The following is a 17,635-nucleotide window of genomic DNA, read 5'->3' as shown; positions in this document are numbered from 1 at the left end:
CCCTCGCCGCCAAGCCTCGGGCGATGCGCCTCGCACCCCCATGGCTTGCCGCCGCGTCCTTCTGGCGAAACCCCTCGACCCTTCCGCTCTCCCACGCGTTCCCCGGACCGTCCCGGCGCCTCGCGCCGGTTGGATCGGATGTCTTCCCGGGACATGGCGGGGAATGGGCGCTTCGTCCAGCCCTTGGGCCGCGATCTCTCGGCCCCTCTTGTCCTCGGCAAGGGGAGGGGACCTCTCTCCCAGAAAACCGGGCGGGATCGTCAGATCCCCAGCCCGCTCTTCCCTCAAAGAAATTCTATTGAATCTGGATTCTAATTCTATGAGTCGGTGGATTGAGGGGATTCACAGGCGCCGCGCAGCTCTCGGCTTTCCCGCTTTCCGCAAACCGCCGGTTTAGCGAGGATTCGCCTAAGGATTCCAAAGCGACCGGCGCGGGCGCTGCGAGGATTCCCCCGTTTTTCACAAGTTCCCATCCACACCCCGGGTCATGTCTCGATCTGTGGAGGAATCGGGGGTTTTCCCGGGAGGGCCGAACCCCCCGCCGAACTTGCCCCAGCTTCTCCCGGGTTGCTCACAGGGGCCCAAGAATCCCGGGCGTATCCCAGCCGAAGACTTGTCCCAAACCACGATCGGAGTCCGTCCGTTCCCGGCGAGCGATTCTTAACCATAAAATCCCGAACGACCGCTCCCGAGCTTCTCGCCCTGGACGGCTTGTCGCCGCGCCGTCGCAGGCTCTAGGAAGAAGGCAACAGGAAGAGGGAACGAGCCGCATGAGGAAGCCGATCGTCCTGGCGTCGGGCAGCGTCCACCGCCGGGAGCTTCTGCAGAACGCCGGGATCGCCTTCAGCGTCGATCCCTCGACGTTGGACGAGCGCGCCATGGAGGCGCCGCTGGCGGAGAGCGAGACCGCGCCCGACGACGTCGCCGCCATTCTGGCCGAGGCCAAGGCGATCGACGTGTCCGCCCGTCATCCCGGCGCCCTTGTGATCGGCGCCGACCAGACGCTGTCGCTGGGCGACGAGCGCTTTCACAAGCCCCCCGACATGGAAGGGGCGCGCCGCGCGCTGCTCCAGCTTTCCGGCCGCACGCATGTCCTGTCCAGCGCGGTGGCGCTGGTGGTGGATGGCGAGACCGTGTGGCGCCATGTCGACCAGGCGCGCATCACCCTGCGCGCGCTGTCGCCCACGACGATCGGCCGCTATCTCGCCGAGGTCGGTGATGCCGCGCTCACCAGCGTCGGCTCCTATCAGGTGGAGCGCCAGGGCATTCAGCTCATGGAGCGGATCGAGGGCGACTTCTTCACCATCATCGGCCTGCCCGTCCTGCCGCTCCTGGCCGAGCTGCGCCGCCGGGGGCTGGTCGATGAATGAGACCTCGCCCAAGGCCTTCGTCACCGGCTGGCCGATCCACCATTCCCGCTCGCCGCTGATCCACGGAACCTGGCTGCGCGAACTCGGCCTTGCCGGCTCCTACGAGCGCGTCGCCGTCGAACCGGACGCCTTTCCTGCCTTTCTGGCTGGCCTCGCGGCGGCGGGCTTTTCCGGCGGCAATGTCACGATCCCGCACAAGGAGGCGGCGTTTGCCTCCGTCGCCCGGCGCGACGGGGCGGCCGAGGCGATCGGCGCGGTGAACACGCTCTGGTTCGAGGACGGCCGGCTTGTCGGCGGCAACACCGACGCCTACGGCTTTTCCGCCAATCTCGACGAGCGCCTTTCCGGCTGGCGAAACGCGGAGGAGGCCTTGGTGCTGGGCGCGGGGGGCGCGGCGCGCGCCGTGGTCCATGCGCTGACCGAGGCGGGCGTCCGTCGCATCCGCATCCTGAACCGCACGCCCGAGCGGGCCGAGGCCCTGGCCCAAAGTTTCGCGCGGCCCGGCCTCGACATCACCGGCGCGGGGGAGCGCGAGACGGCGGCTCGGCTCGGCTCGGCCGATCTCGTGGTCAACACGCGCGCGCCGGTGCCCGGCGAGGCGCCGCCGGACCTCTCGGCCCTTGCCGAAGCCGCCTTGGTGACCGACATCGTTTATGTGCCGCTCGAGACCCCGATCCTCAGGGCGGCGCGGCTGCGCGGGCTCCAGACGGCGGACGGGCTCGGCATGCTGCTCCATCAGGCGGTTCCGGGGTTCGAGCGGTGGTTCGGCCGGCGGCCGAGCGTGCGGGAGGACCTGCGTCAGGCGCTTCTCGCCGATATCGAAGCCGGCGGCTGAACTTCTGGCCCGAAAGGCCGGACGCCGATTTTCCATCGCTCGCGACGCTTTGGAAAGCCTGCGTCCATCTTTCGGGACGATGCTGACACGTTCAAGCGCGTTGGGGAGGGTCCAGACCATGGACGACCGCAGATCCGCCTTTGCCGGAAACGGCGCAAGCGACGTCACGCCCGAGGTCCCGAAGAGTTTCGTGGCCGAGATCCCGAAAGGCTTCGAGACCGAGGTTTCGGAAGCCGAGGCCGCGATCGAAAGCCTGTTCGAGGCCTATGCCGCCGGCTTCGACGATTTCGACGTAGATTCCATCATCGCCTGCTTCCAGTTTCCGGTGACGATCTGGCAGTCCGGTCGGGGCAATGTCTTCGACGACGAGGAGGAACTGGCCGAGAATGTCGAGGCGCTGCTCGCCGTGTTCGAGCGCGAGGAGATCGTCCAGTCCCGTTTCGAGATCATCGAGGCGGCGGGCGACGACGGCGCTGCCTTCGCCGTGCTCGACTGGCGCCAGGAGCGCGACGACGGCGACGCGGCGCTGGAGTTCCGCTGCCGCTACGCCCTGGTGCGAGACGAGGCGGGCAAGGGCTGGCGCATCGCGCTCGCCGTCAACGATTGAGCCCGGCTTGATCACGCTCGGCCTCACCGGCTCGATCGGCATGGGCAAGAGCACCGCAGCGGCGATGTTCGCCGCGCTCGGCTGCCCCGTCCATTCCGCCGACGAAAGCGTCCACCGCCTTTACGCCGGGCGTGCCGCCCCCCTGGTGGAGGCGCGCTTTCCCGGCACGGCGCCGGGCGGCGTGGTGGACCGCGCGGCTCTGTCGGCCGCCGTCTTGAACGATGCGGCGGCGCTCAAGGACCTGGAGCGCATCGTCCATCCGCTGGTGCGGGAGGAGGAGGCGCGGTTCCTGGCCGAGGCCCGCGCTTCGGGCGCCAAGCTGGCGGTGCTCGACATCCCGCTCCTGTTCGAAACGGGCGGCGAAGCTCGGGTGGACCGCACGCTCGTGGTCAGCGCCCCGCCCGAGACGCAGCGCGCCCGCGTGCTGGCTAGAGCGGGCATGACGCCGGAGCGCTTCGAGGCGATCCTCGCCAAGCAGATGCCAGACGCCGAGAAGCGCCGGCGGTCCGATTTCGTGGTGGAAACGGGCGGGCCGCTGGAGGAGACCCGGCGCCGGGTCGAGGCGATCTGGCACCAGCTCGTGGCGCAAGCGCGCTGATCCCCTTGCGCCCCCGCGCGGTTGGGGCGACATGACGGGGGACAGGCCAAGTGACAGGACAGGAGCGGGACCCCAATGCGCGAGATCGTCTTCGACACGGAAACCACCGGCCTCGACTTCGAGCAGGACCGGGTGATCGAAATCGGCGGCATCGAGCTGTGGAATCACATTCCCACGGGCCGCGAGTATCACTGTTTCATCCGCCCGGACGGGCGCAAGGTCGATCCCGCCGCCTTCGACATCCACGGCATTTCCGACGACTTCCTGAAGGACAAACCGGTCTTCGGCGAGATCGTCGAGGAGTTCGCCGCCTTTTTCGACGATGCCGCGCTGATCGCCCACAACGCCGCCTTCGACGTCCGCTTTCTCAATGCCGAGCTGGCGCGGCTCGGCCGCCCCGCCATTCCGCCCGGCCTCGTGATCGACACACTGCCCATGGCGCGGCGCAAGTTTCCGATGGCACCGGCGACGCTGGACGCGCTCTGCTCGCGCTTTTCGATCGACACGTCGAAGCGCGACAAGCACGGCGCTCTCGTCGACTCCGAGCTTCTGGCACAGGTCTATATCGAGCTGATCGGCGGCCGCCAGTCGGCGCTGCGGCTCGACATGGACAATGACGGGTTGAGCGACCGTGGCGTCGAGCTCGTCCACCGCGCCGCCCAGCGCCCCGTGCCCCTGCCCTCCCGCCTATCGCCTGCCGAGGACGAAGCCCATCGCCGCTTCATTGCCGGGCTCGGCGACGGCGCCCTGTGGAACAGCCACCTCCCGCCCGTCGCGGAAAGCTGAACCAACCTTGAGCGAAGCGACGCTGCGGCCGCTGGAAGCGGAGGCCGACTGGCATGCCTTCCACGCCATCCGCCGTGCCGCCCTGTTCGAGGAGCGCGGGCGCGGGGAAGCCTCCGACCCCGCCCATCCCGGCGATCGCGACCAGGCCAACACGCCACTTCTCTATCGCGTGGATGGCTGAGCGATCGGCGTCCTGCGCCTCGATCGTCTTTCATAAGGACGTGCCGCGATCCGGCGTGTGGCGATCGAGCGGAGCCATCGTAGGCAGGGCCATGGCCGGCGCATGATCGCGGCGGCATTGCAGCGCCTGCGGGAATGGGGCGTCGTATCCGTCACCGTCGCGTCCGCGCCGGAGGCCGTCGGCTTCTACGAGGCGCTCGGCTTCGCGCTGGAGATGGCGGGAACGAGCCCACCCGGCGGCTCGGTGCGTCTCGTCGTCAGTCTCGGCTGACCGCACGCTTCCACTATAAAAAAAAGGCGCCGCCGGCTCGTCGCCGGGGCGCCTCTCGTGTCTTCGACCGAAGCCGATGGATCAGACGGTCTGGACCTGCGCGCGGGTGCGCTCTTCGGCCATGCGCTGCGTGAACAGGGCGGCAAAATCGATCGGGTCGATCATCAGCGGCGGGAAGCCGGCGTTGCGGGTGACGTCCGCGATGATCTGGCGCGCGAAGGGGAAGAGGAGGCGCGGGCACTCGATGAAGAGAACCGGCAGCATGTGCTCCTGCGGGAAGCCCGTAAGGCGGAAGACGCCGCCATACTGAAGTTCCACGTGAAACAGGGTCTCGGCGCCTTCGCCGGCCTGCGCGTTCAGAGAGAGCTTGACGTCGTACTCGTTATCGCCGTCCTGCACCGGCACCGCGCCGACATTGACGCCAATATTGATGCCGGGCGCGCGGGGCTGGGCGCGCAGGACGCCGGGCGCCTTCGGGCTCTCGAAGGACAGGTCCTTGATGTACTGGGCCAGGATGTTGAGGCTCGGGGCCTCGGCCTCGGAAGCGCCGTTGACGCCCGTGTGGTTGGTCTCGGACATGGGGTCCTCGCGGAGTTGGCAGGAGAAGGAAACGCCGTTCGCTCCGGCGCCGGGGATCATGGCTGCGCTACCACGGCGCCGGGGGCGAAAACAAGAAGGGGCGCAAGAGCGCCCCTTTCGCAGACCTTGGCGGTCTCAGTGCAGCGTCGGCTTGCCGTCGCCCTCGCCGGCGCCGCCCTTGCCGTCGCGGCGGAAGGGCTCGTCGCGCTCCAGCCGCACCCAGGGGCTGCCGTCGGCGCGGCGGGCGAACTCGCCGTCCGTGAGGTCCACCACGTTGGGGCGCACCGGCGGGCGCTCGTTGAAGCCGGGCGTTCCCACCACGACGATGCGCCGGCGCAGCGCGCGCCAGATGAGATCGCGCACCGGCGGCAGGAACAGGGCGAGACCCACGATGTCCGACAGGAAGCCGGGGATGATGAGCAGTATGCCCGCCAGCGCGATCATCGCACCGTGCACGATCTCGCGCTCGGGCAGACGGCCGGCCCGCGCCTCGGCCTGGGCGGCGCGCAAGGTCGAAAGCGTCTGGCGCTTGAGGAGGCTCGCGCCCACCACCGCCGAAAGGATCACCAGGAGAAGGGTCCAGCCGATGCCGATATGGCCGCCGACCCAGATGAAGGCGCCGATCTCCAGAAGCGGCAGGGCCAGTAGGATGACCGGAACGAGGATCAGCGGCATGGCGGTGGAAACTCTCCTTCTTCGAAAAATCGCCCTGTGCGGCTCCGCAATGGGACCCACGGGCACAGGAAACGAACGATCATCACATAGGACGCGTCTTCGTGAATTTGAATGCGGGACCGGGTGCCTCTATATGAAGCTTCGATCAAGACTTCTTGCAGGGCAGATCCGCGTTCATGGGTTTCGGGACGATCTTCTTCATCGTAGTGGCGGCCGTGGTGCTGTATCAGCTCCGCAGTGTGCTCGGCCGTCGCACGGGCCATGAACGCCCGCCCTACGACCCTTATTCCCGCACCAACGACAATCCGACCCCGCCGCGCGAGCAGGGCAATGTCGTGACGCTGCCCTCGCGCCGGGTTCCCGCCGAGGAGGCGCCCGGTCGCTTCGAGGCGATCGACAAGGCCGCGCCCTTGGGCTCGCCCGCCAATGCCGGCCTTCGCCGCATCCAGGAGGCCGATCCGAGCTTCGATCTCGACCAGTTCCTGAACGGCGCCCGCGCCGCCTACGAAATGGTGGTGACGGGCTTTGCCGACGGCGACCGCAAGCTCTTGAAGAACCTGCTTTCACCCGAGGTCTACCAGGGCTTCGAGAGCTCGATCATCGAGCGCGAGGCGCGGGGCGAGCGGATGCAGTCCTCCTTCGTGGGGATCGACAACGCCACCGTCGTCGCCGCCGAGCTGAAGGGGCGCGACGCCTTCGTCACGCTGCGCATCGTGTCGCAGCTCATCTCCGCCACGCTGAAGAGCAATGGCGAGGTGGTGGACGGCGATCCCGAGACCGTGGCCGAGGTGCGCGACGTCTGGACCTTCGCACGAGACACGCGCTCGCGCGATCCGAACTGGAAGCTGGTGGAAACCGAGTCCGAGGAATGAGCCCGGCCGGCCTTGCGGGCCGGCGTTGAGATGTCCCTCGACATGTCCGTGACCGCCCCTTCGCCGCCCTGGCGACCGCTTTCCTTCTCCGCTCTTGCCGAATGGCCGGTTGTCGATCCGACACCGGCCTTTCTGGCGTTTGCACGCTCCGCCCCGGCACTTGTGAAGCCGGACGCGGCCCCCGCCGCCGCGCCCTTGCGCCCGGCCGCGGAGGCCGCGCTGCGCGCACCGGCAAAGGACGGGGCGGAGGCGCGGCGCTTTTTCGAGCGCTTCTTCCGTCCCTGGCGTCGGGAAGGAGCTGCGAGCGGTTTTCTCACCGGCTATTACGAGCCGGAGCTTCCCGCCTCGCGCACGCGCTCCGCCGCCTTTTCCGCTCCGCTCTACCGCGCCCCGGCCGATCTCCTGCGCTTGGCACCCGACGCGCCGCTGCCGGAAGGGCTGGAGGAGGCGCAGGGTTTTGCGCGGGTGGACGCCGACACCGGCCGCCTTTCACCCTATCCCGACCGGGCGGCCATTGAGGCCGGGTTTCTGGAGGGCCGGGGGCTGGAACTCGTGTTCCTCACCGATCCCGTCGAGGCCTTCTTCGTCCATGTTCAGGGCTCGGCTCGGCTGCGGCTGCCGGACGGCGAGACGATGCGCGTCGGCTACGCCGCCAAGAACGGCCATCGCTTCACCGCCATCGGCCGCATTCTGGTGAACGAAGGCGAATTGCCGCTGGAGGGCGCCGACATGGCGGGCATTCGCCGCTGGCTCGCCGCCCATCCCGAGCGCGCGGCGGGGCTGATGCAGCGCAACCGCTCCTTCATCTTCTTTCGCGAGATCGAGGGCGCGGAAGCCGAGGCCGGGCCGATCGGGGCGCAGGGCGTTGCGCTGACGCCGCTCGCCTCGCTCGCGGTGGATGCCGCGCTGACACCCTACGGCACGCCGATCCTGGTGGACGCGCCGACGCTCCGGGTGGAGGGCGCGCCCTTTCACCGGCTCGTGGTGGCGCAGGACACCGGCTCGGCCATCACCGGACCCGAGCGCGGCGATCTCTTCACCGGGTCGGGCGAGGCCGCCGGGGCTCTGGCCGGCACGATCCGCCACCCCGCGCGCTGGACCGTGCTGTGCCCGGCGGGCGAGGAGGCGGGGCGATGAAGAAGCGCCGCTCCCGCTCGCTTTCCACCGAGGAAACCCGGCTCTGGGTCTCGATCGCGCGCACCGCGACGCCGCTCAAGGGCAAGAGCGCGCCCGCGCTGCCGCCGGAGGAGCCCGCCCCCGCTCCGCCCCAGCCGAGCTTTCCGTCCGCGAGCTTCCCGCCTGCGAGCTTCTCACCGCCGCCGCGCCAGGACACGGGTCTTCCCGCCGCCTGGAGCGCGCCGCCCTATAGCCCCGTTGGCAACCCGCCCTCGCCCGCCACGCGCCTGCCGCCGCTGCACCCGATCGAGCGCCCGACGCGGCGCAAGATCGGCAAGGGCCGCATCGCGCTGGACGACCGGATCGACCTGCACGGGCAGACCGAGGCGGCGGCGCATGGCGTTCTCCTGTTCTTCCTGCGCCAAGCGCAGGCGCGCGGGTTTCGTCACGTTCTTGTCATCACCGGACGCGGTGCCTCCTACGGCTCCACCGGCACGTTGAAGCGGGCCATGCCGCACTGGTTCTCGACCGGCGAGTTCCGCTCGCTGGTCGCGGGCTACGAGCCGGCGGAGCGCGGCCATGGCGGCGAGGGCGCCTTCTATGTCCGGGTGCGCCGGCCATGACGCCCTTCGGCGAAAAACTGCGCGAGCTCAGGCGCGAGCGAGGGGTGACCCAGGGCCAGATGGCGGCGGCGCTGCGCGTGTCCTCCGCCTATCTCTCGGCGCTGGAGCACGGCCGGCGCGGGCGCCCGAGCTGGGACTTCCTCCAGCGCGTCATCACCTATCTCAACGTGATCTGGGACGATGCCGAGGAGCTTCAGCGCCTCGCCGCCCTGTCGCATCCTAAGGTCTCGGTCGACACGGGCGGCCTCAGCCCCGAGGCGACGGCGCTCGCCAACCGCCTGTCCGAGACGGTCGCCATCCTCGCACCGGAGGACATTTCGGCACTGCTCGCCCAGCTCGAAGAAGCCGCCGCCCGCGCCGAGGCGCTGCGCCGGGCCAAGCGCCAGCGGCGCTGAGGCCTCGCAACGGGGCTTGCGAGCAAGCCGGCTCCGCCCTCGTGTTTCGCCTCGGGGCGAGGGCTGGCGGACCAGCCTCCACCCTCGTCTCAAACGCCTGCGCCGCAACGAGACATGAAGCCGCATCCCGTACGCGTGATGCAACCGCCGCGTCCATCTTCCGTTAGCCCGCTGCATCGTTTTCCGCGCCGCATGACGCGTGCCGGACCTGGGCGGGACATCACTCATGGATCCTCACGGCGTCATTCCTCGCGCTGGCCGGCGCGCCCGTTTGCGAACCGCGCTTCTTCTCGGTGCGCTGGTTCTGGCCGGGCCGGCGCTGGCCCAGGGGCAGGCGGGCGGCCAGGGCGGCGGTCAAAGCGGCGAAGCGCAGGCCGGTTCCGACGAGAAGGACCCCGGCTTCGACCTGCCGCTGATCGGCCGTGTCGGCCTGCCCGGCTTCATGGCGGGCTGGTTCGGCAAGGAGGAAAAGGATTCAGGCGGCGCGCAGCAGGCCGGCAAGCAGGGCGGCCAGGGCGGCGAGCCGCCCGCCGTGATCGTCCAGACGGTCGAGACGCGGCCCGTCGGCGACACGTTCGAATTCATCGGCACGATCCAGCCGATCGAGAAGGTCGGCGTGCGCGCCCGCGTCGAAGGTTATATCCAGGACGTCGCCTTTGCCGGCGGGCAGAGCGTGAAGCAGGGCGATCTTCTGTTCCAGATCGAGCCCGCGCAATACGAGGCGGCTCTGCGCGCGGCCGAGGCGCAGCTTTCCGGGGCCGAGGCGACGCGCAACCAGGCCCAGCGCAACTACGACCGGCAGAACGAACTGGTGCGCTCCGGCGTCACCGCGCGGGCGACGCTGGAGGACGCGACCGCGAGCCTCGAAAACGCGCAGGCGCAGTATCTCCAGGCCGATGCGGCGGTGACGCAGGCCCGGCTCGACCTGTCCTACACCCGTATCACGGCGGCGATCGACGGCGAGATGTCGGCCCCGCTCATCACGCGCGGCAACTACGTCTCCTCCACCACGGGGGATCTCGCGACGCTGACGCAGATGAACCCGATCTGGGGCGTGTTCCCGATCGGCGAGGGCCAGCTCGTCACCTGGCAGCGCGTCGGCCCGCAACAGGCCGACGACGCCCCGATGGCCGAGAACCGGCCGAACGGGCAGGCCGGTGGCGGCGGAGCCGAGGCGCAGGGCGATGCCGGCGGCGGCGAGATGGTGGCCTCCAGCGAGATGACGTCCTCCACCGAGAACAGCGGCGACGCGCCGATCGCCTCCGCCAGCGGCACCGGCGCGGCCGGCGCGCCGCCCCTGCCGCAAGGCGCTGAAAACGTCGACGCCGCCGCCAACGCCTCCGACAACGGGCTCGCCAGCGCCTATCGCCTGCAGCTGCGCCTGCCCAACGGCGCGCTCTACGAGCCGCCCGGCCGCTTCGACTTCGTCGGCAACACCGTGAACGCCACCACCGGCACGGTAGAAGCGCGCATCCGCTTTCCCAACACCGGCGACTTCCTGCTCGCCAACCAGAACGTGACGCTGACCGCCAGCGAGCGCAATCCGCCGATCCTGCCCGTGGTGCCGCAGGCGGCGATCCAGTTTTCGCGCGAGGGGCGCGCGGTGCTTCTGGTCAAGCCCGACAACACCGTCGAGCGCCGCCCGATCGAGATCGGCCGCACGATCGACAATGCGAGCGCCGTCACCAAGGGTCTCGAAGGTGGCGAAACGTTGGTGCTGCGCGGCGCGGCCAGCGTCAAACAGGGCACGAGCGTGCGCCCCGTGACGCAGGAACAGGCCGAGGCGGAGGCCAAGACGCGCCGCCAGAACCGGCCGCAGGGCGGCGCGGAAGGCGAGGGCAGCGAGGGCCAAGGCGGCAAGGACCAAGGCGGTAAGGGGCAGGGGAGCAAGGCGCAGGGCGGTGAAGGCCAGGGCGGCGCGGGCAGCCAGGATGGTGGCTCCGGCACGGCCGCCGGCCAGAATTCCGGCTCGGGCTCGTCCGCGCGATGATCTCCGACATCTTCATCCGCCGCCCGCGCCTGGCCGGGGTCATCTCCATCGTCGTGGTGCTCGCGGGGCTGCTCGCCATCCTCGTCCTGCCGATCTCGCAATATCCCGAGATCACGCCGCCGACGGTCAGCGTCTCGGCCAACTATCCCGGCGCCGATTCCACCGTTCTCGCCCAGGCCGTGGGCGATCCGCTGGAGCGCGCCATCAACGGCGTCGAGAACATGACCTACATGTCCTCGACCTCGACGGACTCGGGCACCTATTCGCTCTCCATCACCTTCGCCATCGGCACCGACCCCGACATCGCGCAGGTCAACGTGTCGAACCGCGTCCAGCTCGCCACCGCCCAGCTGCCCGAGGCGGTGACGCGCCAGGGCGTGACCGTGCGCTCGCGCTCGCCGAACTTCCTGATGGCGGTGTCCTTCTTCTCCGAAGGCGGCCAGCTGTCCACGATCGACATCGGCGCCTTCCTTTCGTCCGACGTGGTGTCGGCGCTGCAGCGCGTGGAGGGCGTTGGCGACGCCAACGTCATCGGCAATTCCGACTATTCCATGCGCGTCTGGACCGACCCCGCCCGCATGGCGGCGCTCTCGATCTCGCCCGCCGACATCACGGCGGCGATCGCGGCCGAAAACCTGCCGGCCTCCACCGGCCAGATCGGCGGCGCGCCCGCGCCGGACGGCCAGGCGCTGGTCTACACCATTACCTCGCAAGGCCAGCTGAACACGGCCGAGCAGTTCCAGAACATCGTGGTGCGGGCCGAATCTTCGGGCGCCATCGTGCGGCTGAAGGACGTGGCGCGCGTCGAGCTCGGCTCGGAGAGCTACGCCGTCAACACCTATGTCCGCGACAATCCCGGCAAGACGATCCAGATCAACCAGGCGCCGGGCGCCAACGCGCTGCAGACCGTCACCGCCATCCGTGCCGAGTTGGAGCGGCTTCAGGGCACGTTCCCGCAAGGGATGCAGTACGAGATCATCTACGATTCCACGCAGTTCGTGGACGCCACGATCCACGAGATCGTGCTGACGCTCGCCATCACCGCCGCGATCATCGTGATCGTGGTCTTCGTCTTCCTTCAGGATTGGCGCTCGACGCTGATCCCCGCGCTCGCCATTCCCGTCTCGCTGGTCGGCACCTTCGCGGTGCTGCTCGTGATCGGCTTCACCATCAACGTCATCACGCTTCTGGCGCTGATCCTGGCCATCGGCCTCGTGGTGGACGACGCCATTCTCGTGGTGGAAAACGTTCAGCGCGTCATGACGGAGCGCAAGATCGAGCGCGTCGAGGCGACGCGCATCGCCATGCGCGAGATCACCGGGCCGATCGTCTCGACGACGCTGGTGCTGCTCGCCGTCTTCCTGCCCACGACCTTCCTGCCCGGCCTGTCGGGCCAGCTCTATCGCCAGTTCGGCATCGCGCTGTCGGTGTCGATGGTGCTTTCCTCCATCGTCGCGCTGACGCTGACGCCCGCGCTCACCGCCGCCATGCTGCGCCCGCCCACCGCCGCTTGGGGGCCGCTGCGCTGGTTCAACGCGGGGCTCGACAAGACCCGCAACGCCTATGCCCGCTCGGTCGGCTTTCTCGTGCGCCGCGTGCTTCTGGCGCTCGGCGTCCTGGCGCTCGGCTTTGCCGTGGCCTTCATCTCCTTCGTCAACCTGCCCTCGACGCTGCTGCCGGACGAGGACCAGGGCGCCATCCTTTTCGATGTGTCGCTCCCCGATGGCGCCTCGCTCCAGCGCACCACGGAAGCGATGCTGGAGATCGGCGACATCCTTCAGGAGACGGAGGGCGTGAAGGCCTATGTGCTGAACGCCGGCTATTCGCTGCTCCAGTCCTCGCAGCGCGCCTCCGGGGGCCTCGGCATCGTGACGCTCACCCCTTGGGGCGAGCGGCGCGATCTGTTCGAAATTCTCGGCGAACTGACCGGGCGCTTCGCCGCCATTCCGGGCGTGCAGGTCGCCGCCTTTCCGCCGCCGCCGATCCCCGGCCTCGGCTCGGTCGGCGGCTTCACCTTCGAGCTTCTGGCGCAGGGCGGCCAGGACCCTGGCGAGGTGGCGCAGGTGGCGAGCGCCTTCGTCGCCGCCGCCAACGAGCGCCCGGAGATCGGAACCGCGCGCACCACTTTCTCGGCCGACGTGCCGCGCCTTTACCTCAAGATCGATCGCGACCGGGCCGAGACGCTGGGCCTGTCCGTCTCGGACATCTATGCCGCTGTCGGCGGTGCGATGGGCGAGACCTATGTGAACCAGTTCATCTACGAGGGGCAGATCTTCCAGGTCCGGCTGCAGGCCGAGGCGGACGCGCGGGCCAAGACGGCCGATATCGGCAATCTCTACGCCAAGAACGCGAGCGGCGAGATGGTGCCGCTGCGCTCGGTGGTGACCGTCGACACGACCTTCGGCCCCTATTCCGTGCCGCGCTTCAACCTCTTCACCGCGCCGCAGATCACCGGCCAGCCGGCGGCGGGCTATTCCTCCGGCGCCGCGCTGACGGCGCTGGAGGAGGTGGCCCGCGACACGCTGCCGCCCGGCTACAGCTACCAGTTCTCCGGCACGTCCTATCAGGAGCGGCAGGCGGGTTCGGTCACCTTCGTCGCCTTCGGCCTCGCTTTCGTCTTCGCCTATCTCTTTCTGGTGGCGCAGTACGAAAGCTGGCTTCAGCCGCTCACCGTCATGCTCTCCATCGCCATCGCGGCGGCGGGCGCGGCGGGCGCCCTGGCGCTGTTCGGCCAGACCTCCAACATCTATTCGCAGATCGGCATGGTGATGCTGATCGGCCTTGCCGCCAAGAACGCCATCCTGATCGTGGAATTCGCCAAGGAGCGGCGCGAGTTGGACGGGATGGAGATCACCGAGGCCGCGATCATGGGCGCGCGCCAGCGCTTCCGCGCCGTGCTGATGACCGCGCTCGCCTTCATCCTCGGCCTCGTGCCGCTCGTGGTGGCGAGCGGCGCTGGCGCGGCGGCGCGCAACTCCATCGGCATCGCCGCGATCGGCGGCATGCTGGCGGCGACCTTCATCGGCATCTTCATCGTGCCGGCGCTGTTCGCCCTGTTCGAGCGGCTGGGCGAAGGGCGCGGCGGCAAGTTCTGGGGCCGAGAGAAGAACCGCACGAAGAACCGGCGCGACCCGCAGGAGCGCCTGCCCTGGCATTTCGGTGAAAAGCCGGACGCGCCCGCCGCCACGCCCGCCGCCGCCCCCGCCGAATGAACCAAAGCCGGACGAACGAAAGCCGCATGAGCCAAGGCCGCAGGAACCAAGCCCGTCGAAGGGCGCGCGCATGAGGGAGCGTGCCTCGCTTCTGCCGCACAAACGCTCGGCCGCGACCCTGGCGCAGCGCCAGCTTCGCGACTGGGTTTCGCCACTGGGGCACGGCGCGCCCAAGCCGGCGCCCCGCCACGGGCCGCACCGCCCGGCGCCGGCGAGCCCCCGCAGCATCGCCGTGGTCGGCAACGCCCCGGAGGCGGGGCGGATCGGCCCCTTGGTGGACCGGGCGGACTGGGTGCTGCGCTTCAACAACGCGCAAGGCTTCGGCGCCGCCACAGGCCAGCGCGTGACGCATCTGTTCCTGATGAATTTCGGCGGCCAGACGCGGGAATGGCTGGCGGAGGAGAGCTTTCACCGCCGGCCCGCCGTCGCGCGTGCGCAAGGCTTCGTCCTCCCCATCGACCCCGGCCGGGACGAGCGCCGCCAGCCGACGCCGACGCGGGCGAAATGGCAGGGCGGAGAGCAGGATTGGACGCCCGAACTCGCCCAGCGCTTAGGGCTGCATCGCCGCCCCGCCTGGCTCCTGAACGATCCGCTCTTCCACGCCGCCGGAGACGCGCTGCGCCGCCACGGCGCGGCGCGCGAGGCCGTGCCGAGCACGGGCTTTCTCGCCCTGTTCTGGCTGACGCGCCATCTCGGTGGGCGGCGGGTGCCCGTCCATGTCCACGGGTTCGGGTTCGCCGGCTGGGAGGGCCATGGCTGGGACGCGGAGCGATGCTGGGCCGAGGGGCAGGCGCGGCGAGGGCTGCTGCGCCTTCATCCGCTGCCGCCGAACTGACGGGCGCTGGGGCGGCGACCACCATCCCTCCTCGCAAGGAGAAGTTCGTATGAGAGACGGCCGCTAAGCGTGCGGCCTCTCCGCCGCCGCATCCGCGCCGCTAGCTGTCAGGGCGCAGGAAAAATCTTGCGCAGATCGTCGAGTTTCTCGTTCACCAGCCAGCCGTAGTAGTTCTCTTCCGGCATCCGGGGGGCCTGACCGTTGCTCTTCCGGCGAATGTTCTCGGCCTTCAGGCGGCGCGCGCGGGTGATGGGGTCGCCGACATTGTAGAGCGTCGCGGTGACGCCGGGGTTCTTGGAAATGTCGAAGCCGGCGATGTCGCGATATTTGTCGATCGAGGAGCGGATCACCGCCGCCATGTAGTGGAGCGACTTGTCGGGGTCCATGATGGCGGCGTAGACCTCGCCCGCCTGGCCCATGTCGATGTCGGGATAGCCCGACACGCGATGCACGATGTCGGACACGGCGAGCGCCGTCATCGGGTTGATCTGCCCGAGGCCGAAGGTCTGGCCGGCATAATAGGGCTGGAAGAACACCGCGCCGAAGCGATTGTCGGGGTAGGAGCGCCCGTCCACCGTCTTGCCCCGGAAGCTCTGTTCGAAGACCTGCTCGCGGCAGCTCCACAGCGCCTCGTCGCCGCGCGCGCTCTTGCAGCGCTCGAATTCCGGCCGGGCGACGAAGCTCTCGACCGACTCGCCCTTGTAGGAGAAGTCGATGCCCGAGTTCAGGTACGACATGGCCTTGACGTAATAGGTCTGAAGCCGGTCCAGCGCGTCGACATTGAACGTGTGCTCGCCGACCAGGGCGCCCGCGATGTGGATGGGGTCGATGCCGTAGAGCTTCGCCGCCGAGCGGATCTTGGTCTGGAGATCGCGATTGGTCGCCAGAAGCTCGCGGATCTTCTTGTACTTGGCGTCGAAATTGCCGCCCGTCGCGGCCGTCCGCGTGTAGGAAAAGCTCGGAATGGTCGGCTGCGTCGCATTCCGATTGCCGGGCGGCACGGTGACGACGGACTGCGCCTGGGCGGGGTGGACCAAGAGAAAGCCCGCCAGAACAGCGGCGAGAAAACGGGACATGGAACGACCTTCGAACGGGAAGGCCCCCGCATAGGCCGGCAATTGCGGTCAGCGTGAGGCGATCGCGGCCGTCTTAACCCATGTCCGCGCGCAGGACCACGACGCCGGGCGGCTTTTGGGCCAAGCGTGTCACACGTGAAACACTTCCCTCCGACGCAGCACGCTGTTCAGGCGTAGCGCGTGGGCACCGCCGTCAGCGACTTCACCGTTTCCATGGAGATGAAGGCCGACATGTCGGCGAGACTCACCTTGGAGACGAGGCGCTTGTAGGTCGTGTCGTAATGCTCGACATTCGGGAGAACGATCTTGAGGATGTAGTCGACATTGCCGGTCAGCCGATGCACCTCCACGATCTCGGGGATCGCGTTCACCGCCTGATGAAACTCCTCCAGCCAGCCCTTTTCGTGCCGCGCCGTCTTCACCAGAACGAAGATCGTGGTGGGCAGGTTGATGCGCCGGCGATCCACCAGGGCGACGCGGCGGGCGATATAGCCCTCGTCCTTCAGCCGCTGGATGCGGCGCGAGCAGGCCGAGGGGGAGAGGGCAAGCCGTTCCGCAAGCTCGGCGACCGAGCGGTCGGCATCGTCCTGCAGGAGCGTCAGAAGCTGGTGGTCGCGATCGTCGAGCATGGGGACGTCATGCACGTGTTTCGGCTCTCGCGCAACAAGTCGGCGCGAAGGGCGAGGATGGCGCCGAAATCGTGCGGTGGAAGGCGAGGGGTACGTGGAAAAACGCATCCCGCATTCGGAGCTCCGGCGTCATGCTGGAGGGGTGATTTGACGGGAGACTTGAGATGAAGCGCATCGGGCTGATCGGCGGCATGAGCTGGGAATCCACGGCGACCTATTATCGCCTGCTCAACGAGGCGGTGCGCGGCGCGCGCGGCGCGCTCGCCTCCGCCGAGGTGCTGCTGCATTCGCTCGACTTCTCCGCCGTCGTCGCGTTGCAGAAGGCCGGGCGCTGGGACCTCGCCGCCGAGCTCCTGGCGACAAGCGCTCAGCGGCTGGAGCGCGCGGGCGCCGACTGCGTCCTGATCTGCACCAACACGATGCATCTCGTCTCGGCCGAGGTGCAGGCCGCCGTCGCGATCCCGCTGATCGACATCATCCACGAGACCGGCGCGACGATCAAAGCCGCCGGCCACAGCCGCCCGCTGCTGCTCGCCACGCGCTACACGATGGAGCACGGCTTCTATGCCGAGCGGATGGAGGCCGAGACCGGCTTCCGGCCGCTCGTGCCGGACGAGGCGGACCGCACCTTGGTTCATCGCGTGATCTTCGAGGAACTGTGCGCCGGCCATGTCGACCCCGCCTCGCGCGCCGCCTTCGAGGCCGTGGTGGAGCGTGGCCGCGCGGCCGGCGCCGACAGCGTCATTCTCGGCTGCACCGAGATCGGGCTTCTCGTGCGCCCGGACGCTTTGTCCCTGCCGGGCTTCTGCTCCACCGAGATCCACGCCGCCGCCGCCGTGCGCTTCGCGCTGGAGGAGCGTCACCAAACCTTCACCCGCCCGGCGGAAGCCCAGCTTCGCGAACGCGTTGCAGCATAGGATCGGGGCACGCCTTCGAAGCGGGGCGTAGGGCTTTCGTCCGACGGCGTCCCGCTCGATCCGGCCGCG

The 17,635-nt window shown here is 69.1% G+C and carries 19 protein-coding genes; 15 read left to right on the top strand and 4 right to left on the bottom strand.

What is annotated here, in order from left to right:
* The first annotated feature begins 770 nt into the window (after positions 1–770).
* The 7 genes from AUL32_RS11975 to AUL32_RS24535 all read left to right on the top strand — a co-directional run bounded on the left by AUL32_RS11975 (position 771) and on the right by AUL32_RS24535 (position 4,647).
* On the top strand, positions 771–1,370 hold the full coding sequence (locus AUL32_RS11975) for a Maf-like protein (protein WP_062115197.1): 600 nt from the start codon (positions 771–773) through the stop codon (positions 1,368–1,370).
* A complete protein-coding gene (locus tag AUL32_RS11970) occupies positions 1,363–2,205 on the top strand; it encodes a shikimate dehydrogenase (RefSeq protein WP_062115194.1) in 843 nt (280 codons plus the stop codon). The genes AUL32_RS11975 and AUL32_RS11970 overlap by 8 nt, the downstream gene beginning before the upstream one ends.
* A 118-nt stretch (positions 2,206–2,323) precedes the next feature.
* Complete coding sequence (locus AUL32_RS11965; protein ID WP_244497838.1) at positions 2,324–2,812, top strand: nuclear transport factor 2 family protein; 489 nt, start codon at positions 2,324–2,326, stop codon at positions 2,810–2,812.
* 7 nt (positions 2,813–2,819) lie between these two features.
* Positions 2,820–3,410 (top strand): dephospho-CoA kinase, encoded by a 591-nt coding sequence (gene coaE, locus AUL32_RS11960; protein ID WP_062115191.1) that lies wholly within the window; start codon positions 2,820–2,822, stop codon positions 3,408–3,410.
* Positions 3,411–3,485: 75 nt separating this feature from the next.
* Positions 3,486–4,196, top strand: coding sequence for a DNA polymerase III subunit epsilon (gene dnaQ / locus AUL32_RS11955; protein WP_062115188.1), 711 nt, complete (start codon positions 3,486–3,488; stop codon positions 4,194–4,196).
* Between the two features lie 7 nt (positions 4,197–4,203).
* Positions 4,204–4,377 (top strand): hypothetical protein, encoded by a 174-nt coding sequence (locus tag AUL32_RS25235; RefSeq protein WP_156421446.1) that lies wholly within the window; start codon positions 4,204–4,206, stop codon positions 4,375–4,377.
* A 48-nt stretch (positions 4,378–4,425) separates the two neighbouring features.
* Positions 4,426–4,647 (top strand): GNAT family N-acetyltransferase, encoded by a 222-nt coding sequence (locus AUL32_RS24535; RefSeq protein ID WP_082659591.1) that lies wholly within the window; start codon positions 4,426–4,428, stop codon positions 4,645–4,647.
* Between the two features lie 81 nt (positions 4,648–4,728).
* Here AUL32_RS24535 and secB read toward each other — a convergent pair whose 3' ends face one another.
* Both secB and AUL32_RS11945 read right to left on the bottom strand, forming a co-directional pair.
* Positions 4,729–5,226 carry a protein-export chaperone SecB gene (gene secB / locus AUL32_RS11950; RefSeq protein ID WP_061973216.1) on the bottom strand — a complete coding sequence of 166 codons (498 nt, stop codon included), beginning with the start codon at positions 5,224–5,226 and terminating at the stop codon, positions 4,729–4,731.
* Positions 5,227–5,361: 135 nt separating this feature from the next.
* Positions 5,362–5,901: an FxsA family protein gene (locus AUL32_RS11945; protein ID WP_082659589.1), complete on the bottom strand. Its 540-nt coding sequence runs from the start codon at positions 5,899–5,901 to the stop codon at positions 5,362–5,364.
* A 176-nt stretch (positions 5,902–6,077) separates the two neighbouring features.
* Between AUL32_RS11945 and AUL32_RS11940 the strand changes: the two genes are divergently transcribed.
* The 7 genes from AUL32_RS11940 (at position 6,078) to AUL32_RS11910 (ending at position 14,944) form a co-directional block, all read left to right on the top strand.
* Positions 6,078–6,773, top strand: a complete 696-nt coding sequence (locus AUL32_RS11940; protein WP_062115185.1) for a Tim44/TimA family putative adaptor protein — start codon at positions 6,078–6,080, stop codon at positions 6,771–6,773.
* 42 nt (positions 6,774–6,815) lie between these two features.
* Positions 6,816–7,910: a murein transglycosylase A gene (gene mltA / locus AUL32_RS11935; protein WP_082659607.1), complete on the top strand. Its 1,095-nt coding sequence runs from the start codon at positions 6,816–6,818 to the stop codon at positions 7,908–7,910.
* Positions 7,907–8,512: a Smr/MutS family protein gene (locus tag AUL32_RS11930; protein ID WP_062115179.1), complete on the top strand. Its 606-nt coding sequence runs from the start codon at positions 7,907–7,909 to the stop codon at positions 8,510–8,512. The genes mltA and AUL32_RS11930 overlap by 4 nt, the downstream gene beginning before the upstream one ends.
* Positions 8,509–8,907, top strand: a complete 399-nt coding sequence (locus AUL32_RS11925; protein WP_061973211.1) for a helix-turn-helix domain-containing protein — start codon at positions 8,509–8,511, stop codon at positions 8,905–8,907. Before AUL32_RS11930 ends, AUL32_RS11925 begins: the two co-directional genes overlap by 4 nt.
* 226 nt (positions 8,908–9,133) lie before the next feature.
* A complete protein-coding gene (locus tag AUL32_RS11920) occupies positions 9,134–10,897 on the top strand; it encodes an efflux RND transporter periplasmic adaptor subunit (protein WP_062115176.1) in 1,764 nt (587 codons plus the stop codon).
* Positions 10,894–14,109, top strand: coding sequence for an efflux RND transporter permease subunit (locus tag AUL32_RS11915; RefSeq protein ID WP_062115173.1), 3,216 nt, complete (start codon positions 10,894–10,896; stop codon positions 14,107–14,109). Before AUL32_RS11920 ends, AUL32_RS11915 begins: the two co-directional genes overlap by 4 nt.
* A gap of 70 nt (positions 14,110–14,179) precedes the next feature.
* Entirely contained in the window at positions 14,180–14,944 is a 765-nt protein-coding gene (locus AUL32_RS11910) for a glycosyltransferase family 29 protein (protein ID WP_062115170.1), read from the top strand.
* Between the two features lie 107 nt (positions 14,945–15,051).
* On the opposite strand, the gene AUL32_RS11905 is transcribed toward AUL32_RS11910, so the two are convergent.
* Together AUL32_RS11905 and AUL32_RS11900 are read right to left on the bottom strand one after the other, a co-directional pair.
* Positions 15,052–16,020, bottom strand: coding sequence for a DUF1402 family protein (locus AUL32_RS11905; protein WP_062115167.1), 969 nt, complete (start codon positions 16,018–16,020; stop codon positions 15,052–15,054).
* Between the two features lie 167 nt (positions 16,021–16,187).
* A complete protein-coding gene (locus AUL32_RS11900; protein WP_062115165.1) occupies positions 16,188–16,649 on the bottom strand; it encodes an Lrp/AsnC family transcriptional regulator in 462 nt (153 codons plus the stop codon).
* Positions 16,650–16,813: 164 nt separating this feature from the next.
* On the opposite strand from AUL32_RS11900, the gene AUL32_RS11895 reads away from it, so the two are divergent.
* Positions 16,814–17,566 (top strand): aspartate/glutamate racemase family protein, encoded by a 753-nt coding sequence (locus tag AUL32_RS11895; protein WP_062115161.1) that lies wholly within the window; start codon positions 16,814–16,816, stop codon positions 17,564–17,566.
* The last annotated feature ends 69 nt before the right edge of the window (positions 17,567–17,635 follow it).

The sequence above is a fragment of the Aureimonas sp. AU40 genome, from assembly GCF_001463785.1.
GTDB lineage: Bacteria > Pseudomonadota > Alphaproteobacteria > Rhizobiales > Rhizobiaceae > Aureimonas.
Note: the sequence above shows the minus strand (reverse complement) of the source record. Positions and strands in the feature narration are given on the sequence as shown.

Bases quoted from the DNA above. Each gene is read 5' to 3' on its own strand.
- AUL32_RS11975 (WP_062115197.1), top strand. From the start codon at position 771: ATGAGGAAGCCGATCGTCCTGGCGTCGGGCAGCGTCCACCGCCGGGAG.
- AUL32_RS11970 (WP_062115194.1), top strand. From the start codon at position 1,363: ATGAATGAGACCTCGCCCAAGGCCTTCGTCACCGGCTGGCCGATCCAC.
- AUL32_RS11965 (WP_244497838.1), top strand. From the start codon at position 2,324: ATGGACGACCGCAGATCCGCCTTTGCCGGAAACGGCGCAAGCGACGTC.
- dnaQ (WP_062115188.1), top strand. From the start codon at position 3,486: ATGCGCGAGATCGTCTTCGACACGGAAACCACCGGCCTCGACTTCGAG.
- secB (WP_061973216.1), bottom strand. From the start codon at position 5,226: ATGTCCGAGACCAACCACACGGGCGTCAACGGCGCTTCCGAGGCCGAG.
- AUL32_RS11945 (WP_082659589.1), bottom strand. From the start codon at position 5,901: ATGCCGCTGATCCTCGTTCCGGTCATCCTACTGGCCCTGCCGCTTCTG.
- AUL32_RS11940 (WP_062115185.1), top strand. From the start codon at position 6,078: ATGGGTTTCGGGACGATCTTCTTCATCGTAGTGGCGGCCGTGGTGCTG.
- mltA (WP_082659607.1), top strand. From the start codon at position 6,816: ATGTCCGTGACCGCCCCTTCGCCGCCCTGGCGACCGCTTTCCTTCTCC.
- AUL32_RS11930 (WP_062115179.1), top strand. From the start codon at position 7,907: ATGAAGAAGCGCCGCTCCCGCTCGCTTTCCACCGAGGAAACCCGGCTC.
- AUL32_RS11925 (WP_061973211.1), top strand. From the start codon at position 8,509: ATGACGCCCTTCGGCGAAAAACTGCGCGAGCTCAGGCGCGAGCGAGGG.
- AUL32_RS11920 (WP_062115176.1), top strand. From the start codon at position 9,134: ATGGATCCTCACGGCGTCATTCCTCGCGCTGGCCGGCGCGCCCGTTTG.
- AUL32_RS11915 (WP_062115173.1), top strand. From the start codon at position 10,894: ATGATCTCCGACATCTTCATCCGCCGCCCGCGCCTGGCCGGGGTCATC.
- AUL32_RS11910 (WP_062115170.1), top strand. From the start codon at position 14,180: ATGAGGGAGCGTGCCTCGCTTCTGCCGCACAAACGCTCGGCCGCGACC.
- AUL32_RS11905 (WP_062115167.1), bottom strand. From the start codon at position 16,020: ATGTCCCGTTTTCTCGCCGCTGTTCTGGCGGGCTTTCTCTTGGTCCAC.
- AUL32_RS11900 (WP_062115165.1), bottom strand. From the start codon at position 16,649: ATGCTCGACGATCGCGACCACCAGCTTCTGACGCTCCTGCAGGACGAT.
- AUL32_RS11895 (WP_062115161.1), top strand. From the start codon at position 16,814: ATGAAGCGCATCGGGCTGATCGGCGGCATGAGCTGGGAATCCACGGCG.